Source organism: Entomobacter blattae (assembly GCF_014672835.1).
In the GTDB taxonomy this organism is placed as follows: domain Bacteria; phylum Pseudomonadota; class Alphaproteobacteria; order Acetobacterales; family Acetobacteraceae; genus Entomobacter; species Entomobacter blattae.
Map to the genome: position 1 here is coordinate 1,495,297 of NZ_CP060244.1, position 18,627 is coordinate 1,513,923.

Sequence of the window (18,627 nt, forward strand, 5' to 3'; positions counted from 1 at the left end):
GTGTGCTGAACATACTTTTGTTACTTTTCGTAACCGTTATTCGGTGTTACAAACATAGAGGGAAAGTGTACTTTCCTGCTCCATCTTTAAGGTGGGGGTAAAGTTTGGTATATGTTCATTTTGTCTCGGCAGGGCGAATATATAGCTTGTTATGTTAATTTAGGCCCCTTGGGGCTGCTTACTAAAAAGGATACACGGTAATGGCCACAGGCACCGTGAAATGGTTCAATACCACTAAGGGTTACGGTTTTATTATGCCAGAAGATGGCGGCAAAGATGTGTTTGTTCATATCACTGCCGTTCAGGCTGCAGGCTTGCGTGATTTGGCAGAAAATCAACGTATCAGCTATGAAGTTGTTACTGAGCGTGGGAAAGCAGCGGCAACAAACCTGAAGGTTCTGTAAGAATCTTTTTTGTTGTAGCGTAAGGGAAACCGCCTTTTGGCGGTTTTCTTTTTTTATAAAGGTTTTTTACGAGTGCTTACTTTTAGAGATTCGTCACATTCATTATAGGTTTAAACATAATAGGATAAGGTGATGATATTTTATGGCTTGGATATTGTACCCTTTATTTGGAATATCTCTACCAACAACGTAACAACTCAAGCAGGTTGAGTTTGAGAATGCCAGGACGGATAAAGGTTTTTCCTCTCCGTGTTGCGAGGAGGCAACCAATTTTGTTGAGCCGTGCGGCTAAACGAGGTGAGAGGGCTTATTAAAAAGCTTTTTTATCCAAAGAGTTTTGCCCAAGTGGCCTATGAGGGTGGTTATAAAGGGCGCATTGATTTTTTTAAAGTGCGTGCCTTAAAAGCGAGACATCAGATCAGCTCTAAAAAGCTGTCCTTGCACCATTCCTATCCTTAGCAAGCGTTTAAACCCTCGCGGATGAAGCCAATGTCGCTGTGTGGGGATTATAATTTTCTTGTTTTTGCCGATGCTTTTTATCTCTTTGGTCAGGCTTTTACAGCGGATGGCCATGGATTTGCTTTTGCCTTGAAATATTCTTATCTTGGATTGTTCTTTTTTATCAGCTGGCCTTCATGGTGAGAGTTTTTTGTTGTGAATGCTCTTTCCTTCCATTTGAAAGTAGAGGGTTTTCGCTTAGGACCGCGTGTCAGGACCTCTACGAAGAGGGGCAGCCGGTAATAAGTCGAAATTTACTTCTGCTGTAAGGTTAAACACGGCAACAAAATTGAGATTATCCCCGATTCTACCCTTTTTAATAAATGACGTTTAATACAATTACATTTTTCAGAAAAATGCCTTTATCGCTTGGGTATTCCGGTGGGGATATTTCTACAGAGTATTGCTGCAGACGATAGTATTTTGATTATTTTGTCACCGGGAGCTTAATGTCACCGATGCCCAGCGCATTTTGCCGTCGTTGTGACGCTGGCTGCTTTTATGGAGGTGCTTGATACCACTATTGTGAATGTATCGCTTCCGCATATTGCAGGGAACTTGTCAACCACTTACGATGATGCAACCTGGACACTGACATCCTATTTGGCTGCTAATGGCATTGTGCTGACCATTTCAGGCTGGTTAGGCCGTGTTCTGGGCCGACGGCGCTATTTTCTTATTTGTATCCTTGCATTTTCTTTTTCCTCTTTTTTGTGTGGTATTGCTACTAGCCTACCTGAGCTGATTATTTTTCGCCTCATGCAAGGGTTTTTTGGTGGGGGTCTTCAACCTAACCAGCAATCTATTATTCTTGACACTTTTCCCCCTGCAAAGAGGGGAGCAGCTTTTGGGTTGACGGCTGTAGCAACCATTGTTGCTCCCGTGATCGGCCCGACATTGGGAGGGTGGATAACGGATAATTACTCGTGGCGGTGGATTTTCTTCATTAACGTCCCTATTGGTGTTTTAACCACATTTGCAGTTGCTGCTGTGGTTGATGATCCACCTTGGGCCAAAAAACAGAAATCCTCGGTTGATGTTATAGGACTGTCCCTTATTACGATTGGGCTGGGCTTGCTGTGGAGCCTGCAGAACGTACAGCCCTTTTGTCCACACCCATTAAGGCAGGTGATAAGCTCATTGATTTGTCGTCTTCGGGGCTTTAGGGTATGAGGGCGGCCAGTTGAGAGGCGAGGCAATGGCTTTTTCTCACCTGTTAGGTTTTGCCTCTGTGAGGTTTTTTGCTTTATCGATGAGAAAAAGTGATTTCTAGCCAAAGGGAGTTGTTTTTAAAGTGATGCCATTGTTGAAAGGAATGTCGTTAAGAACCGGTCTGGTGATAAAGGGTTTAGCAATTTTCTACAGGGGTTTAGCAAGAGGGGTTTAACAATAGGGGGGTTAGGAATTTTTAGGAGCGAGGAATTTTTTAATTTCTTCCAAGGCCTCCTTGAGGCCCACCCGTAGGGGGTTGGTTCCAGGGGGAAAGGCAGAGAGCATTCGGGTTGGGGTACGCCTGTCGAGCAGAACAAACACACCTTTGTCATTTTGCGTGCGAATAAGACGGCCAAAGGCCTGGCGAAGCTTAAGGCGAACGCTTTGCTCATCATAAAGGGAAGGATTGCCTTCTGAAAGATGAATGCGCCGTTCACGGTGAAGAATTGTCCCCCGTGGCCAAGGGATTCTCTCAAAGGCCACCAATCTTAAGGAATTGCCGGGCACATCAACCCCATCTCGCATGGCATCCGTCCCTAACAGGCACGAATGGGGGTCTGCCTTAAACAGATCAATCAGGCTGGTATTACTAATCCCATCAACATGTTGGGCAAAAAGGGTAATGCCTTGTTGTTGTAAAGGATCAACCAAGAGCTTGTAGGTGGCTTGCAAGCGGCTGATAGCGGTAAATAACCCCAGCCCTCCACCACCTGACGCACAGAATAAGGCCTTAAAGGCACTGGCTAAAAGGGCAATGTCGTTATGTTGGACATCGGTGATAATAAAGGTTCGGGTTTGCTCTGCATAATTAAAGGGGCTGCTGAGGGAAGCCCGTATGGCTGGGAAAGGAAAATGACAAGCGCCCAGCCTTTTTTCTGCCATGTGCCAGGATTCTTCAGTTTGGGTATCGGCCTGGTCCCGTAGCGTTGCTGAGGTCATGACAATTCCCTTGCTGAGGGGCGCCATATTCAGGGAAAAGGGCAGGGATGGGTCTGTCCAGTGGCGGTAAATGCCTAGATTATAGGCCCCAGGGGAGATGGTTGAAAAATAGTCCAGACTGAGGAAGGAAATGGTGGCGGGTGTTTCAGAGGTTTCAGAACAAGGGTGTGTATTTTGGGCTATAAGATTTTCTAGAATGGCATCCCAGGCGGTAAGGCGCTCTATGCCATGGCGCTGGAGGCTAACGAGAAGCCCTTCAATATGAAGCCGTATGTTTTTTTCGAGGGTTTGAGGGTTGGCTTCCAGATAGGTTTTTAAGGCTGTTGCGAGTTTTTTAAGGATACTGGCAATTTCTCTTAACCCTGATTTAAGATTTTGGATAACGGGCAGGGAATGGGCCGGAAGCGGAAAAGGGTCGGCTTCTCGGGAAGCATAGGTTGATGAGTTTTTTTTGGCGGTACTGTGCAGGTGAATATGTTTGCGGAAAACCAATAAAAGCTGTTCTACAAGGGTAAGGGGTATAAGAGGGGAAGAAAAAGGGAGTTGGCCATCTTCTGGTTGCGATCTGTTTTCTGGTTCTGATCCATTCTCTGGTTCTGATCCATTCTCTGGTTGTGACCCATTCTCTGGCTGTGACCCATTCTCTGGCTGTGACAATGTGTCTTCAAAAAGCTGATCGATCCTTTTGTTCCACCCACTTTCGGGGAGGGTTTTATGGGTGACAAGATAGAGGCTGTGCAGGTGCTCGGCAAGTTCAGGGATGGCATCAAGCAGGGTATCAAACCTTCTTCTTAGCCCTTTTGCACGGGAGTTTTTTCCTTCAGCTCCCAATAACCATCGGCGTAGCTCAGCGGCCTCAAGGCCGGAAAGGGCAACTGAAAAAGCCTGATCTGCCGCTTCTGGCAGGTGGTGGCCTTCATCAAAAATATAATGTGTAGGCAGGGTTTCGGGGGTTTGCTCGGATGAAGGATCGGCCTGGGTCTTTTCGGGGTGGGCCCAGGCGATTTGATACATGCTGAGAGCATGGTTGGTAATAACAATATCGGCCGTTTTGGCCTTGCGGATGGAATGTTCAATAAAACAGCACTGATAATGCGGGCAAGCCCCATGGATACATTCTCCCCTTTTATCGGTGAGGGCTGAAAGGTTCAGCTGGGGGAAAAGGTCTGCAAACCATCCGGGTAAATCCCCTCCCAATATATCGCCATCCTGGCTTGCTGTAGCCCAACGGGCAAGATGAGCATAGGCAATATGCCGGTTTGAAGGGCCCCTTATTTCTTCAGGGGGGGCTTCCTCAGGGGGAAATCCCGCAGAAGACGCAGAAAGGGTGCCATAAACTCTTCCTGTGGCGTTGCTTTCGTTTCTGAAAACCGAAAGGGATGTGGGAAGGTTTTCTTCCATGTTTAAAAGGCAAAGGTAGTTTTCACGCCCTTTTCGTAAAATGATGTTTCTTTTGGCTTTCTCCTGGTGCGGGAGGAATTTTTGGAGTTCTTTGAAGATTTGATGTTGGAGGTAGCGGGTATAGGTACTGATCCAGACGGGGGCATGGTTTTTTTTAGACCAGAGCAGGGCAGGGGTAAGGTAGCCCAGGGTTTTGCCGGTTCCTGTGCCCGCTTCTGCCAGAAGAATCACAGGGGGACCTGTATCGGGTTGGGGGGGCTGGAAGATTGTGGTGATCACGCTTGCAAAATCGGCCTGGCCGGCTCTATTTTCTGCCTTCCTGCCTAGCAGCTGGGCGAGATAGGTACGGGTTTCCTCAGAAGAGACTGCGTTTGTTTCCGATGGGGGTGGGGTGGGGGCTGGTTCTTCCCATTTGGGCAATCGTCGCCAAACGCGAATAGCATCTTCAATGCGCATTTGGGGTGGGGTCTGTGGGGTGATATTGAGGGCATCCAGCACATAAGGCGCCCAATTCCAGTGATGATGATGCAAGAAAAGGGCTAGAGCGATAATTTCAGGGGCATTGGGGGTATATTGCAGGCCCTTGATATGTGAAAGAAGCTGTTGGGCGACTTCATAGAGGAGGTAGGGTGTTTCTTCAGCAGAGGCATAGCTGTAAAAGGTGCTAGGCTGGGGATGAGAGTAAATTTTTACTCCGTTGGGGTGATGAAAAAAATCCAGAATTCCCCTCAGAGTAGGAACAACATTTTGGGCAGGAAAAGCAAAGGTGAAGAGTTCCAGAATATCCATACAGCTTAAAGTGGGGGGCGGTTTGAGGGGGGAAATTCTCAGCTGTTGAAATGTAAAGGGCTGATAAACCATCAGCAGAGAAGAGTAGGCTGAAAGCTTTTTTAAGAGCTTATTGGGGGGGATAATATGGGGTTTGCCTGTTTCGCTTTCTGTTAAATGGGCAAAACGGTTGCGGGTAATAAGGGCTGGTAGCTGGGAAATAGGAGAAAGGGTCTGTATGGCTGGCATGGTTTTAAGAAGATGAAAAATAAGCAAAACATGAACAAAGAGGGTTCAAAAAGAGAATATCCAAACCTACTATTTACTAACTCTGCATAAAATGTAAAGAAGAAGTCCATAATGCAGAATTTTTTCACCAGAATATATGGCTAAATATGACCGATTTACCCCCTTTCCTGATCACTCCGCGCCCAAAGATATGGCCCTTTGAAGAAGCAGAGAAAATAGCGGCTTATTTAAAACAGAATGGGAAAGAGGATCCATCCAAACCGGTTTTGATGGAAACAGGATATGGCCCTTCTGGTTTGCCCCATATTGGCACTTTTGGGGAGGTTGCCCGTACATCGTGGGTGAGGCAGGCTTTTACGGCTTTAACCGGTAGGCCAACACGGTTGCTTGCCTTTTCAGACGATATGGATGGCTTGCGAAAAGTGCCTGATAACGTGCCCAACCAGGAGATGTTGCGTCAGCATCTGGGCCATCCTCTATCGCGTATCCCTGATCCTTTTGGAAAATACGACTCATTTTCAGCCCATAACAATGCCATGCTCCGCTCTTTTCTGGACAGTTTTGGTTTTGAGTATGAGTTTGCCTCCTCTTCACAGTATTATACTGAAGGGCGTTTTGATGCTGCCTTAAAACGTGTGCTAGAAGTGCATGAGGCCATTGTAAAGGCCGTTTTGCCCACATTGGGGCCAGAGCGTAAAGCCACCTATTCTCCCATTTTGCCCATCCATCCCGAGACAGGTGTGGTGATGCAAGTAAAAATGGAAAAGGTTGACCCTGTTGCCGGAACAGTTGCCTGGCGAGATGAGAGCGGAAAGCTGTTTGAGACAGAGGTTACCGCTGGGCGGGCCAAACTGCAATGGAAGGCGGATTGGGCCATGCGGTGGTATGCGTTGGGTGTAGATTATGAAATGTCGGGCAAAGACCTGATAGAGAGTGTTAAGCTTTCTGGCAAGATTTGCAAAATACTGGGTGCCCAGCCGCCCCAAGGGCTGACTTATGAATTGTTTTTGGATGAGAAGGGTCAGAAAATTTCTAAATCCAAAGGCAATGGGCTTTCAGTGGAAGAATGGTTAAGATACGCACCGGCCGAAAGTTTGGCGCAATATATGTTTAATGCTCCTCAACGGGCTAAGAGACTGTATTTTGACGTCATCCCCAAAGCCACCGATGAATATTATAGCCATGCCGAAACTCTGCGTCGTACCTCGCAGGAGGAGGCCGAAGGAGAGGTGCAGCGATATACCAACCCAGCCTGGTTTATTGACAAAGGGCAAATTCCTACTCAGCTGAAAACCCCTGTTTCTTTTGCCATGTTGTTAAACTTGGTCAGTGCGGCCAATGCCGAGAATGCTGATATTCTCTGGGGATTTCTCAAAAGATACGATCCTACCCTTACGCCAGAAGCCTATCCAGAAGTAAGCCGGTTAATTGAATACGCCCTCATTTATTATGCGGACTTTGTAAAAGCCTATAAAGAGTTTAGAGCCCCCACAGACCAAGAGCGCAATGCCCTTCACGCCCTTGCCCAGGGCCTGGCCAGCCTGGATGAAACGAAAAGGCAGGAAGGAGAAGCCCTTCAAAACCTGGTTTTTGAAATTGGCAAAACCTATGAATTTACGCCCTTGCGGGCTTGGTTTTCCTGTTTATACGAAGTGTTGTTGGGGCAAAAAGAGGGTCCAAGATTTGGCAGTTTTGTTGCTCTTTATGGAATTGATGCAACAATAGGATTGATAAAATCTGCATTAGAGCGTAAATAAACAGAACAACTCTTTATTCAAGTCTGGGTTGTAGTTTGTGAAGACGGCCACGATTATAGGGAAGTTTGGTTTATTCCTTTCCCTGATTAAAGGGCCTGAATGATAGGTTGAAACAATGATGGGGATGCAAAGGGCTTTCTGTTTTGCCAGATAAGCTTTGCCAGATAAGCACAGGTCTCCTCGGAAATCGGAATGAAACCAGTTACAGCTTCTTCAAAAGGGTCAGGCTGGCAGAAATATCTGCGTTTTGCCTCCCATGGTGTTGGATTGCTTCTGATGATAGGAGCTCTCTACGTTGTGCAGGGCCAATTTCGTGAGCTGCGTATTTCAGATATCAAGAACGCGCTGCATAATATCCCTTGTTTTACCTTGCTTCTTTCAATAGGATTTACGTTCTTATCCTATTTCATCCTCTCTTTTTATGATCGGCTGGCTACCTTGCAGATTGGCTGCCGTTTGCCGTTTCACAGAACAGCCTTTGCCGCTTTTTGCTCCTATGTGCTTTCGCACAATCTCGGTTTTTCGGCCATTTCAGGGGCTGCGGTACGTTTTAGGCTGTATGGTAGCTGGGGAGTAAAACCCTTTGCGATTGCCCAGATTATTGCTTTTTGCTCGACCACTTATCTGTTAGGGGCTATGGCCCTTATTGGCACGGTTTTTATTTTAGAGCCTGCCGAAGTGCCCATTTTGGGGCAGAAGATGTCTGTGCCCGTGTTGCAAGCCATTGGAGGAATAGCCTGGGTTTTAACCCTTTCCTATGTGGCCCTTTCTGCCCGGCTTAAGGAATTGGCGATAGGCAAATATAAAATTACCCTGCCAAGTCCTCAGTTGGCTATTTGCCAGGTCATTGTCTCAGCAGCAGATGTCGCTGCGACTGCTGGCATTGCTTATATTCTTATTCCCCCCTCTGCGGGGCTGGGGTATGGGTCGTTTTTGGCAATCTATATTGCAGCCTATACAGCTGGGCTTATCTCTAGCGTACCAGCAGGTATAGGGGTTTTTGAGAGCACTATGGTTATGGCGCTCTCCCCTTATATGACGACGTCTTATATTTTAAGTATTATTCTGGTTTTTCGCCTTTTTTACTATGTTATTCCCCTGTTTGTGGCAGGGGGAATGTTTGCCTTGCATGAAGTTTTTTCCCGTAAGGTTGCCAAGAAGACGATAGCTGAAGAGAGCCTTGGTGAAGAATCTTTGGCAGGGCATCGGGCCATCAGCAGTCGAAACGCCATTCGTGAGAGTGAGGCGGAACTTTCAGTAGCGGTTTCCATGGTAGCCTCCTTTCTGTGTGGTATAGGGGTTCTGGTAACCATCTTTGTTGCCTACCCTTTATGGCGGCTAGACCTTACGGCTACCATGAAAACCGCGATTGATAACGCCCTTTTTGTGGCAGCGGCAGGCCTTATTGGGGTTTCAATTGGTTTGGCCCACAGGGTTGTGCTGGCTTGGTATCTGGAAATTGCCCTGCTGGTCAGCTCCTTTATTTTGTGTTGGCTTCGTGGGTCATCATGGCTGGCCCTTCTTTTTATAGGGCTAACATTTTTGCTTATTCTACCCTTCCGGGGGGCCTATTACCGCAAGGCCAAGATGCTGAACGCCTCTCATCGCTATTCTGTCTTATTATCGTTAGGGGTATTGGGGCTGGCAGGCCTTCTTTTGTGGTGGATTAACCATGATTATATTCATGCGGAAAACTGGCACGATGTGCTGGTGTCAACCTCTTTTCCCCTTGGGGTCAAGGGGGCTGTGGGGGCCGCGTTTCTGCTAGGGCTTTTGATGTTGTATGGGTTGGTAACCCCTGGGGTGGTTACAGTTGCCCCCTGGACACAGAAAACAGCGGAATATTATCATTCTTTTCCTGCCAAATGCAGCGATCTGGCTAAAATAAAGCCCGATGGCGTGGTGATGAGCAAAAGCAAGGAAACGGCCTTACCCTTTTTGCGGGAAGAGGGGTTTATTATTGGTATGGGTGATCCTGTTGGTAAGGAGAGTGATACCATGGAGACCATTCGCTATTTACGCGATTTAGCAGAACAGGAAGGGCGGCGGGTTGTTTTTTGGAATGTGCGTGAAACCTGGTTGGATCTTTATAAAGATCTCAGCTTGTATCCCTATCAGATCAAACAGCTTCAAGATTGTAATAATGCCTATATTTGCTGCCAGGCTGAAGAGAAATTTCTGATCGGCATTTTGTTAAAAAAACGCTATGTTAACTCTCTTTCTCGGTAAAAACCCTTCTCTTACACCACACTCTTGGGGGGATGTTTCTTATTGAAAGGATTGAAGGGATAAGGTTTGCACAGAAGGTGGGAGGAGCCAGAAATAAGGGGCCCCTTGATTTCATAAAAAAAGATATGATATGAAAAATAAATGCCCAGTTAGGGCTTTCAGTCAGGGCTTTCAGCCTGGGCTTTATTAGAAAGGATAGAAGGTGTTTAACTCCAATTTTTCAAATTCGAGGAATGCCGAAACAGCGCAAATGCAGGCTGCTGCCTTTGATGCAGGTCTGCGCGCCTATATGCTGCGTGTTTATAATTGGATGGCCGCTGGCCTCGCTGTGACAGGTGTCGTGGCTTATGCAGTAGCCCATGTGGCAGCGGTTCGTGCATTATTTTTTCACTTTGTCTCAAGCGGCAATGGGGTTATGATTCGTCCCACAGGGTTGGGTTATATTGGTATTTTTGCCCCTTTTGTTTTTGTTATGGTTATGAGCTTTGGGGTTAACAGGCTCTCATTACAGGCTGTGCGGAGTCTCTTTTGGGCGTTCTGTGCCGTGATGGGGATTAGTATGGCCAATATTTTTCTGGGCTATACTGCTACATCTATTGCTCGTGTCTTTTTTATTACGGCAGCCATGTTTGGGGGTATGTCTTTGTGGGGTTACACGACAGGAAAGAGCCTTGCAAGCTTTGGTTCCTTCCTGATGATGGGCTTGTTTGGCATTGTGATCGCCATGCTGGTTAATCTTTTTCTTCAAAGTTCTGGATTGGCTTTTTTATTGAGTCTTGTTGGGGTCTTTGTTTTTGTAGGGCTCATTGCTTATGACACTCAGCGTATTAAACTGAGTTACCAACAATTTGCCTATTACGAAGGTCCAGAAGGGGCTTTGCGCCGTAGCGTGTATGATGCACTCACTCTCTATCTTAATTTTATTAACCTTTTTCAATTCCTTCTGGCCTTTATGGGTGACCGCCAAGGTAGTAGGGAATAAGGGGACTCATTTTTAGACCCTTGATGAAATGACGATAAAAGCGCATTAAAATCGTTTATCTTAGCAAGAAGCAGCCTTCAACTGGCTGCTTTTTTCTTTTTAGGACCCCAGGTTAAAGCCCCTGGCTTCCTTTTTGTAAAACCCGATTTTGAGTTTGCGTTAATCACACATACTCAAATACGATGGCAGATATGTATAAAGACAAGTCATATTGGGTTTGACAAATTGTTTTAGATCATGCGAAATTGACGCATTACTAGAGCAAAGCTTTTATAAACAAGTCTTACGCAAAAGTGTTTACCGGGTTTTGTGGGCATTTTGCGCACGATTCTTGCGTATAAGATCATTTTTAGCGTTTTTTAAAGCGTTAAAGAAATATAGAATCGTTTTGTAATTGTCTATAAAGATACTGTTTCTACAATAGCTTTATAGACAGTTATGTAAACGGTAAAAAAATGCAAAGTATTGTTTCTAAAAACAGATATTAAAAGTGATAGAGTTTTGGAATTGAGAGCAGAATTTAAATGATAAGAAAATATGGCTTCTGGTTTCGTCGTATAGGGCTTATTCCCGTGCTGGTGCTGTTAAGTGCTTGTGATGAGGGTATTTTGGTACCAAAAGGCCCCGTTGGAGAAGAAGAAAAGTATCTTCTATTGTTATGTACAGCAGCAATGCTGCTCATTGTCGTACCGGTTATTATCCTCTCAATTATATTTGCCATAAAATATAGGCAAAAAAATGTGGATGCAGGCAAGGCAGAATATCTTCCCCATTGGGCCCACTCCAATAAAGTTGAAGTGGTGATATGGGGTATCCCCGTTTTAATGATTGCCTTTTTGGCTACGTTGACATGGGAGAGCACCCATTCGCTTGACCCGTATAAAGTTATCCCGGCTTCAGATCCCAACGTTAAGCCGCTGGAGATCCAAGTGGTGGCGATGGATTGGAAGTGGTTATTTATTTATCCCGATGAAGGATTAGCTGTCGTTAACCAGGTAGCCATACCTGTGAACAGGCCTGTAAGGTTCACCATTACTTCTGATTCTGTTATGAATTCCTTTTTTATTCCGCAGCTGGGCTCGATGATTTATGCCATGGCGGGAATGCAAACCCAGCTCAACCTTATGGCAACGAGCGAAGGGAATTATGCCGGGCTTTCTACCAATTATAGTGGGCGTGGCTTTTCAGATATGAAATTTCGTACGCTTGCCCTTCCGCAAGAAGGGTATGAGCAGTGGATCCAGAAAGTAAAAACAACAGGTGAGAAACTGGATGAGAGGAGCCTCGCAGAGCTTGAGGCCCCCAGTGTAAATAACCCCGTTGTTTATTATTCATATATTAAACCCGGTACTTTTGATTCCATTGTCGGCCGTTACAATAACGGCATGGTGAAAGATAAAGAAACAGGGAAAATGATACATGTGCATGCCGGCATGTCTGGCACAGGTATGTAATTAAGGAAATATAGAGTGTTAGGGAAATTAACGATCAACTCTGTTCCATGGGATGTACCCATCGTTATGGTAACAGGGGCATGTATAGTTGTCGTAGCAGCGCTTGTTTTGCTGGGTATAACTTATTTCGGAAAGTGGGGCTATCTGTGGAAAGAGTGGCTCACTTCGGTGGACCATAAGCGTATTGGGGTTATGTATATTGTGCTGGCCTTAGTCATGCTTGTGCGTGGCTTTGCCGATGCGATCATGATGCGTTTACAGTTGGCTTGGGCCTATAACAGCCCTGGTTATTTACCCCCTCATCATTATGATCAGATCTTTACGGCTCATGGTACCATTATGATTTTCTTTATGGCCATGCCGTTTATGACGGGTTTAATGAATATTACCGTACCCTTACAGATTGGCGCTCGGGATGTGGCCTTTCCGACATTGAACTCCATTAGTTTTTGGCTGACCACAGTCAGTGCCATGCTTGTGAATGTTTCACTTCTGGTTGGGGAGTTTGCCAAAACAGGTTGGCTGGCTTACCCACCCCTTTCGGAAGTGGCCTATAGCCCTGATGTTGGGGTGGATTATTATATCTGGGCGGTGCAGATTTCAGGTATGGGAACCTTGCTTACAGCGGTTAACCTGTTTGCTACAGTGGTTAAAATGCGTGCTCCTGGCATGACATGGATGAGAATGCCAGTTCTAACCTGGACATTCACCTGCACGAACGTTTTGATTATGACCACCTTCCCCATCTTAACGGTTAGTTTGGCTCTGCTGAGCCTTGATCGTTATTTGGGTATGCATTTCTTTACAAATGATATGGGTGGTAACCAAATGCTGTATGTCAACCTGATATGGGCCTGGGGGCATCCTGAGGTGTATATTCTGGTTCTACCCGCATTTGGGCTTTTCTCCGAAATTGTGCCTACTTATGCCAAAAAGCCCTTATTTGGTTATACCACCATGGTTTATGCCACCTGTGCCATTATGTTCCTTTCTGGTTTGGTTTGGGTGCACCATTTCTTTACCATGGGGGCTGGTGGCAACGTCAATGCGGTGTTTGGTATTGCCACCATGGTTATTGCCATCCCCACGGGTGTAAAGTTGTTTAACTGGTTGTTTACCCTTTATAAGGGCAGGGTAACTTTTGATGCCCCCATGTTCTGGACTATGGGGTTCATGGTTACCTTTATTATTGGGGGAATGACAGGCGTTATGTTGGCCATCCCACCGGTAGATTTTCTTGTGCATAATAGCCTTTTCCTGGTGGCGCACTTCCATAACACTATTATTGGGGGTGTGTTTTTTGGGTATGCTGCTGGTCTTGCTTTTTACTTCCCCAAAGTTTTTGGCATTAAACTTAATGATACTTTGGGTAAAGCTGCGTTTTGGTTTTGGTTCTTCGGTTTTTACTTTGCCTTTATGCCGCTTTATGTCGTTGGCTTTATGGGAATGACACGGCGCATGAACCATTATGATAACCCTGCATGGCACCCATGGATGTTGTTAGCTGGTTTTGGAGCTCTGCTTATTCTGTGTGGGATTATTTTCCAGCTGCTTCAGATTGGGGTTTCTGTCTATAACCGCAAAAAACCTGGATATGTTGATGTGGATGGGGATCCATGGAATGGCCGTACGCTTGAATGGTCTACCTCTTCTCCCCCACCAGTTTATAATTTTGCTGTTATTCCTACTGTTAAGGCCTTGGATGCTTTTGCTTACGATAAAGAACATCATATTGATACCAGGAGTTTTGGTACAAACTACCAGAGCATTCACATGCCTAAGAATACATCGGTTGGGTTTATTATTGGTGTGCTAGCTTTTGTTTTTGGCTTTGCAATGGTTTGGTATATCTGGTGGTTGGCTGCGGTTTCGTTTATAGCCCTCGGCTTGGCGGTTATTGTTCGTAGCTTTGAAACAGATATTGACTACTATATACCGGTTGATGTTGTGGCAAAAACAGAAGAGCAGCATAAACAGCAACTTATGATGGGACAGGCAGCTGAATAATGACAACATTTGATACAACAACAGCTGGGTTGAATGCACATGATGGCCACGGCCATCATGATGCTGGCCCGGATAGAACTAAACTCTTTGGATTTTGGCTTTACCTGATGACAGACTGCCTGATTTTTGCAGGCCTGTTTGCCGTGTTTGCCGTTATGCACGATCAGTTTGCCGGTGGGCCAACGGGGAAAGATCTCATTGAAATTCAAGATGTTGCTCTAGAAACCGCTATTCTTTTGTTCAGTAGTATTACCTATGGGTTTGCCATGGTGGCGGCTCATCAAAACAAGGTAAGCACCATATTATTATGGTTGGTGATCACCTTTTTACTCGGTGCTGCCTTTATTGGCCTGGAAATTAAAGAGTTTAGCCATATGGTGAGTGTAGGGGCTGGTCCTGATAGAAGCGCCTTCCTCTCAGCTTTCTTTACCCTGGTGGGCACCCATGGCTTGCATGTTTCTGTAGGTTTGCTGTGGATGGTTTTGTTAATGGTGCAGCTGGTCGGGAAAAAGGAACTGACAGGCGTGCAGCTGACCAGACTCTCTTGTTTAAGTATGTTCTGGCACTTTCTTGATGTTGTCTGGATTTGTGTTTTCACCTTTGTCTATTTGATGAGTGTTGTGTTATGAACCAAAATGAACATGCAAATACCCATGGGGGAAGCCATATTACTGTTGGTTCATACCTGATTGGGTTTGCCCTGGCCGTTATTTTAACGGTTGCCTCCTTTGTCCTTGTTATGTCGCAGAGCTTGACACCACAGGCCACTGTTGTGGCAATTGCCCTTTTGGCATTTATCCAGGTGATTGTGCATTTAAAGTTTTTTCTCCATCTTGATTTTTCAGAAGATGAAAGATGGAATCGTTATGCACTCTATGTGACTATTTTTTTCGTGAGTGTGATTGTCGCGGGAACATTATTTGTCATGTGGAACATCGCTATGAACATGATGTCACGTTAAGGAAAAAGAGCTTTGAGATGGGGTTAAAAAGGGGACTATGAGCTTCATTTAACCCACCATAATAAAAAAGCCCTTCATTAATGAAGGGCTTTTTTACTGGAAATTGAATGGATTAGTCTGAATGAGGGTTTTTGGAAAGCATATCGGCCTTGTTGGTTTTACCATTCCATTCATCAGCATCAGCCGGTGGGGTACCCTTTCTGGTCATATTAGGCCATTGCTTGGCATAAGTGGCATTTGCTTCAGCCCAAGCAGTTGACCTATCATCGCTATCGGGGAAGATAGCTTCAGCAGGGCATTCAGGCTCACAAACGCCGCAGTCAATGCATTCTTCGGGGCTTATAACAAGCATGTTTTCACCAGCATAGAAGCAGTCAACAGGGCAGACTTCTACACAATCCATGTATTTGCAACGAATGCAATTTTCAGTGACGACGTAAGTCATCCTTCTCTCCGGTCTTTTTCACTGTGTAAACAAACCTTAAAGGCAACAGACAGAACCATAAAAGGTTTTTTACATGGTTATATTAACAATTAGACGTTATATGCCAGCTTTCTCTTATAAAGGGCAAGAGCTAACCTTTCCCATAAAAGGTATATATAGCATACATAATATATATAATGCCAGTAAACTGATTTACCATATTAATGGGGGACTGTCAGGGTAAATTCTTTAAAATAGTATAAAACTGGCTGGCTTCTGCGGGTGAGCCCCTCTTTTGTGGAAGGGAGAGAACCTGGATGGTCTGGATATGAAGGCTGCCTGCATGGTGAGGGAGTGTTAAAATATCCCCTACTTTGATTTTATGGTGTGGTTTTTGCGCATGTTGGCCATTAACCCTTATACTGTTTGTGGCAATGGCCTGGGTGCAGAGGCTTCGGGTTCGTGTAAAGCGTATATACCATAACCACAAATCAAGCCGGATAAAGGGTTCAGCAGCAGGTGTGTTTTTCATAAAGTCGTATTCTTGAGGCGGAGGTTTGTGTTTTTGAGGCAAGGATCAGTGTGAAAAGTGTTTTTGAAGTTGTAGCAGTTTTTCAGCAAAAGGGGTCTTTTTACGTTTTCCTGAAGAATGGATGGGCGGGCCAGATTGGGGAGGTTTTTCTTGGGAAGGTTTTTCTGAGCCCTGTCGGTTTGCTGACTGGGTGGGAGGAATTTTTCTCTCTTTTTTGGCATAAGGATGTTTTGAGGAAGAAGCGTGAGGCGGTATTTTTTTTGGCGCTGAATAGGCTTTTGGCATACGAAGAAAAACCGGGGCAATAGGGCCATAGTCATGCGGCGCCAAGGGCGGTGGGAGGATGAGCTTACATCCCAACGATTGGAGCACTAGAGGGGTTTTGGCCAAGGGAATAGCTAAGCGGCTGGCAATATCTTTGAGGTTAATCATTCGTTGGCGCTGGGTCGTGGAGCGATAGAGAATGTGAGACAAGAGATCCTCTACCTTATCGCCCCTGATCATATAATCGCCAGCGGGAATCCAGCCCAGAACCGTCAAGAGAGGCCGTATGGTCTGCGCGTTTTTTTGATGGTATTCTGGGAGATGAAGTGAGGATTGGGTCGGTGAAAATGTGGGCAGCGGAGAAAAGCTGTGCCACAGACCAAGAAGCATCAGGCGTAGGGACTGACTTTCAGGGGAGAATAGCTTTGGGTAGAAAATATAGTGACATCCTATACGGATTCCCAAAGCATGAAGCTGCTTTTTTATGGCCCTTTTGTTAAAAAAAGGTGGGATAACGGCCTGGCTTTTATGGAGCCATCCACCATGCTCGTATAATGAATGCGTAAGCCCCCTTAAGGCAGGCTTACCTTGGGTTGCTTCGAGAGCGGAGAAAAGAACAGAAAGGCCTGTGCGAATATGGGTGTGGAGAAAAAGGGTGAGGCGTTGGTGAATAAGCGTGCGGTGGTGGGAGGAAAGATATTCACTCTCAAGGAGCGTAAGCTGAGGGTGGAGCCAATCATGCCCCTTTTGCAGCATAGCCACAGGTGCATCATGCCAGAGAATGGTGGAAGTGGGGCTGCTGAGTGAAAAGGCTGCGTCATCCTCTTGCAGGAGTTTATTGACTCGGTAGGGAATTTCCTGATGAAGGGCCTTGCGGGCGGCCTTTAACATCAGTTGGCGGCCTTCTGCATTGAGCTCTTGATCGGTCTTGAGAATAAAGCCACACATTTTGCCAATCCGCTGCTCTTCCACCAGAACATCCCCTTTTGGGGTGATAGCTGCCAAGGGGGGAGAGTCTGCATCAAGCGTGCGGAGAAGAACCGAGGCGCGTTTGTCTACAAAACGGGCAGTTAAGCGCTCATGCAGCGCATCAGAAAGGGTGTCTTCAATCTCACGGGTTTTTTCTTGCCAGTGTAAGGCATTTTTAACCCACCCTTTCCGGGCGGCAATATAGGCATAGATCCTCGTGCTGGTCAGACGGCCCATCAGGGTATCAATATCGCCCGTTGTGGTGTTAAGGGCGTGAATATGTGATCGTAGCCATTCCGCCGGAATATGCCCCTTATTTTGAAGGAAATGAAAAACTTGCAGGCATAAGCGGGCATGGCTGTCTTCGCCCAGTTTTCGAAAATCTGGAATCTGGCAACTCTCCCATAAGAGCTGAGTAAGCCCCCGAGAAGTGATGGAGGCCAACGGGGGGCCTTCCTTAATCAGCGTGGCCAGAACCCGCATATCAGAGCCATGATTGCCCAAAATAAGCCCATAACCAGGGGGTGGGGTTTGGGAGAGGCTTTTGAGCAGTGCGGGGGGAGAAGAAAAATCCAGCTGATGGTTCCGCCAGAAAATATGGTCACTGGGGGGAAAAAGATGGGTTTCTATCGCTGTAACATTCTCGGCGCTAACGGGCGGGCAGGTGCCGGTTAGGCCAAAGGTTCCATCCTTCATGCCGCGGCCAGCCCGGCCAGCGATCTGCCCCATTTCAGCGGGGATCAGGGGACGTATTTTCGTTCCATCAAATTTAATGATGTTGGAGAAGGCGACGTGGGAGATATCCATATTCAATCCCATGCCGATGGCATCGGTTGCCACCAGATAGTCCACCTCCCCAGCTTGGTACATCCCCACCTGGGCATTGCGGGTACGAGGAGAAAGCCGGCCCATTACAATGGCGCATCCCCCTTTCCGGCGGCGGATCAGCTCAGCAATGCCATAGAGCTCTGCCACAGAAAAGGCCACAATGGCCGAGCGTTTAGGCAGGCGTGAGAGCTTGTTGTGGGCGGTATAGGAAAGGGTTGAGAGTCTGGGGCGTGTTTCAATATGGATATGAGGGATGAGCCGCTTCAGAAAAGGCTTAATGGTTTCTGCCCCTAAGAAGAGGGTTTCACTAAAGCCCCTGGCGTGGAGGAGCCGGTCAGTGAACACATAGCCTCTATCGGGGTCTGCGCAGAGCTGAATTTCATCAATGGCCATAAACTCAACGGGCTGATCAAGGGGCATGGCTTCAACGGTGCAGGAAAACCATTGAGCTTGCGGAGGGATAATTTTTTCCTCGCCCGTAATAAGGGCTACTTTCTTTTCCCCCTTGGCCTTCACCATGCGGTCGTAATTTTCCCGTGCCAACAACCGCAAGGGAAACCCTATCATTCCACTGTGATGGGCAAGCATTCTCTCGAGAGCAATATGTGTTTTACCCGTATTGGTAGGGCCCAATATCGCAGTAATTTTTTTTTGACTATCAGAGAATGCTTTTAGCGATAGCAACCTTATCATGAATGATTTTCGTTAATAAGAATAATAATAAGAAAATGAAACAATTACCTACTAGA

General features: G+C 46.2%; 12 protein-coding genes and 1 pseudogene. 9 read left to right on the forward strand and 4 right to left on the reverse strand.

Features of this window, described 5'->3' with window-relative positions; genetic code table 11:
- Positions 1-200 precede the first annotated feature (200 nt).
- Both JGUZn3_RS06615 and JGUZn3_RS06620 read left to right on the forward strand, forming a co-directional pair.
- Complete coding sequence (locus tag JGUZn3_RS06615; RefSeq protein WP_203412790.1) at positions 201-404, forward strand: cold-shock protein; 204 nt, start codon at positions 201-203, stop codon at positions 402-404.
- A 960-nt stretch (positions 405-1,364) separates the two neighbouring features.
- A pseudogene (locus JGUZn3_RS06620) lies at positions 1,365-1,982 on the forward strand (DHA2 family efflux MFS transporter permease subunit); the annotation flags it as partial.
- 318 nt (positions 1,983-2,300) lie between these two features.
- On the opposite strand, the gene JGUZn3_RS06625 reads toward JGUZn3_RS06620, so the two are convergent.
- A complete protein-coding gene (locus JGUZn3_RS06625) occupies positions 2,301-5,471 on the reverse strand; it encodes an ATP-dependent DNA helicase (protein WP_203412791.1) in 3,171 nt (1,056 codons plus the stop codon).
- Between the two features lie 146 nt (positions 5,472-5,617).
- On the opposite strand from JGUZn3_RS06625, the gene JGUZn3_RS06630 reads away from it, so the two are divergent.
- The 7 genes from JGUZn3_RS06630 to cyoD all read left to right on the forward strand — a co-directional run bounded on the left by JGUZn3_RS06630 (position 5,618) and on the right by cyoD (position 14,861).
- On the forward strand, positions 5,618-7,228 hold the full coding sequence (locus tag JGUZn3_RS06630; protein WP_203412792.1) for a lysine--tRNA ligase: 1,611 nt from the start codon (positions 5,618-5,620) through the stop codon (positions 7,226-7,228).
- Between the two features lie 192 nt (positions 7,229-7,420).
- Positions 7,421-9,457, forward strand: coding sequence for a lysylphosphatidylglycerol synthase domain-containing protein (locus tag JGUZn3_RS06635; RefSeq protein WP_203412793.1), 2,037 nt, complete (start codon positions 7,421-7,423; stop codon positions 9,455-9,457).
- Positions 9,458-9,707: 250 nt separating this feature from the next.
- Complete coding sequence (locus JGUZn3_RS06640) at positions 9,708-10,439, forward strand: Bax inhibitor-1/YccA family protein (RefSeq protein WP_203414851.1); 732 nt, start codon at positions 9,708-9,710, stop codon at positions 10,437-10,439.
- 524 nt (positions 10,440-10,963) lie between these two features.
- A complete protein-coding gene (gene cyoA, locus JGUZn3_RS06645; protein ID WP_203412794.1) occupies positions 10,964-11,893 on the forward strand; it encodes a ubiquinol oxidase subunit II in 930 nt (309 codons plus the stop codon).
- Between the two features lie 15 nt (positions 11,894-11,908).
- Positions 11,909-13,900 carry a cytochrome o ubiquinol oxidase subunit I gene (gene cyoB, locus JGUZn3_RS06650; protein WP_203412795.1) on the forward strand — a complete coding sequence of 664 codons (1,992 nt, stop codon included), beginning with the start codon at positions 11,909-11,911 and terminating at the stop codon, positions 13,898-13,900.
- Positions 13,900-14,529, forward strand: a complete 630-nt coding sequence (gene cyoC, locus JGUZn3_RS06655; RefSeq protein ID WP_203412796.1) for a cytochrome o ubiquinol oxidase subunit III — start codon at positions 13,900-13,902, stop codon at positions 14,527-14,529. The genes cyoB and cyoC overlap by 1 nt, the downstream gene beginning before the upstream one ends.
- A complete protein-coding gene (gene cyoD, locus JGUZn3_RS06660) occupies positions 14,526-14,861 on the forward strand; it encodes a cytochrome o ubiquinol oxidase subunit IV (protein WP_203412797.1) in 336 nt (111 codons plus the stop codon). Before cyoC ends, cyoD begins: the two co-directional genes overlap by 4 nt.
- A 112-nt stretch (positions 14,862-14,973) precedes the next feature.
- On the opposite strand, the gene fdxA is transcribed toward cyoD, so the two are convergent.
- The 3 genes from fdxA to JGUZn3_RS06675 form a co-directional block, all read right to left on the reverse strand.
- Complete coding sequence (gene fdxA / locus JGUZn3_RS06665; protein ID WP_203412798.1) at positions 14,974-15,306, reverse strand: ferredoxin FdxA; 333 nt, start codon at positions 15,304-15,306, stop codon at positions 14,974-14,976.
- A gap of 214 nt (positions 15,307-15,520) precedes the next feature.
- On the reverse strand, positions 15,521-15,817 hold the full coding sequence (locus JGUZn3_RS06670; protein WP_203412799.1) for an RNA-binding S4 domain-containing protein: 297 nt from the start codon (positions 15,815-15,817) through the stop codon (positions 15,521-15,523).
- A gap of 45 nt (positions 15,818-15,862) precedes the next feature.
- Positions 15,863-18,571, reverse strand: a complete 2,709-nt coding sequence (locus tag JGUZn3_RS06675) for a helicase-related protein (protein WP_203412800.1) — start codon at positions 18,569-18,571, stop codon at positions 15,863-15,865.
- Positions 18,572-18,627: the final 56 nt, after the last annotated feature.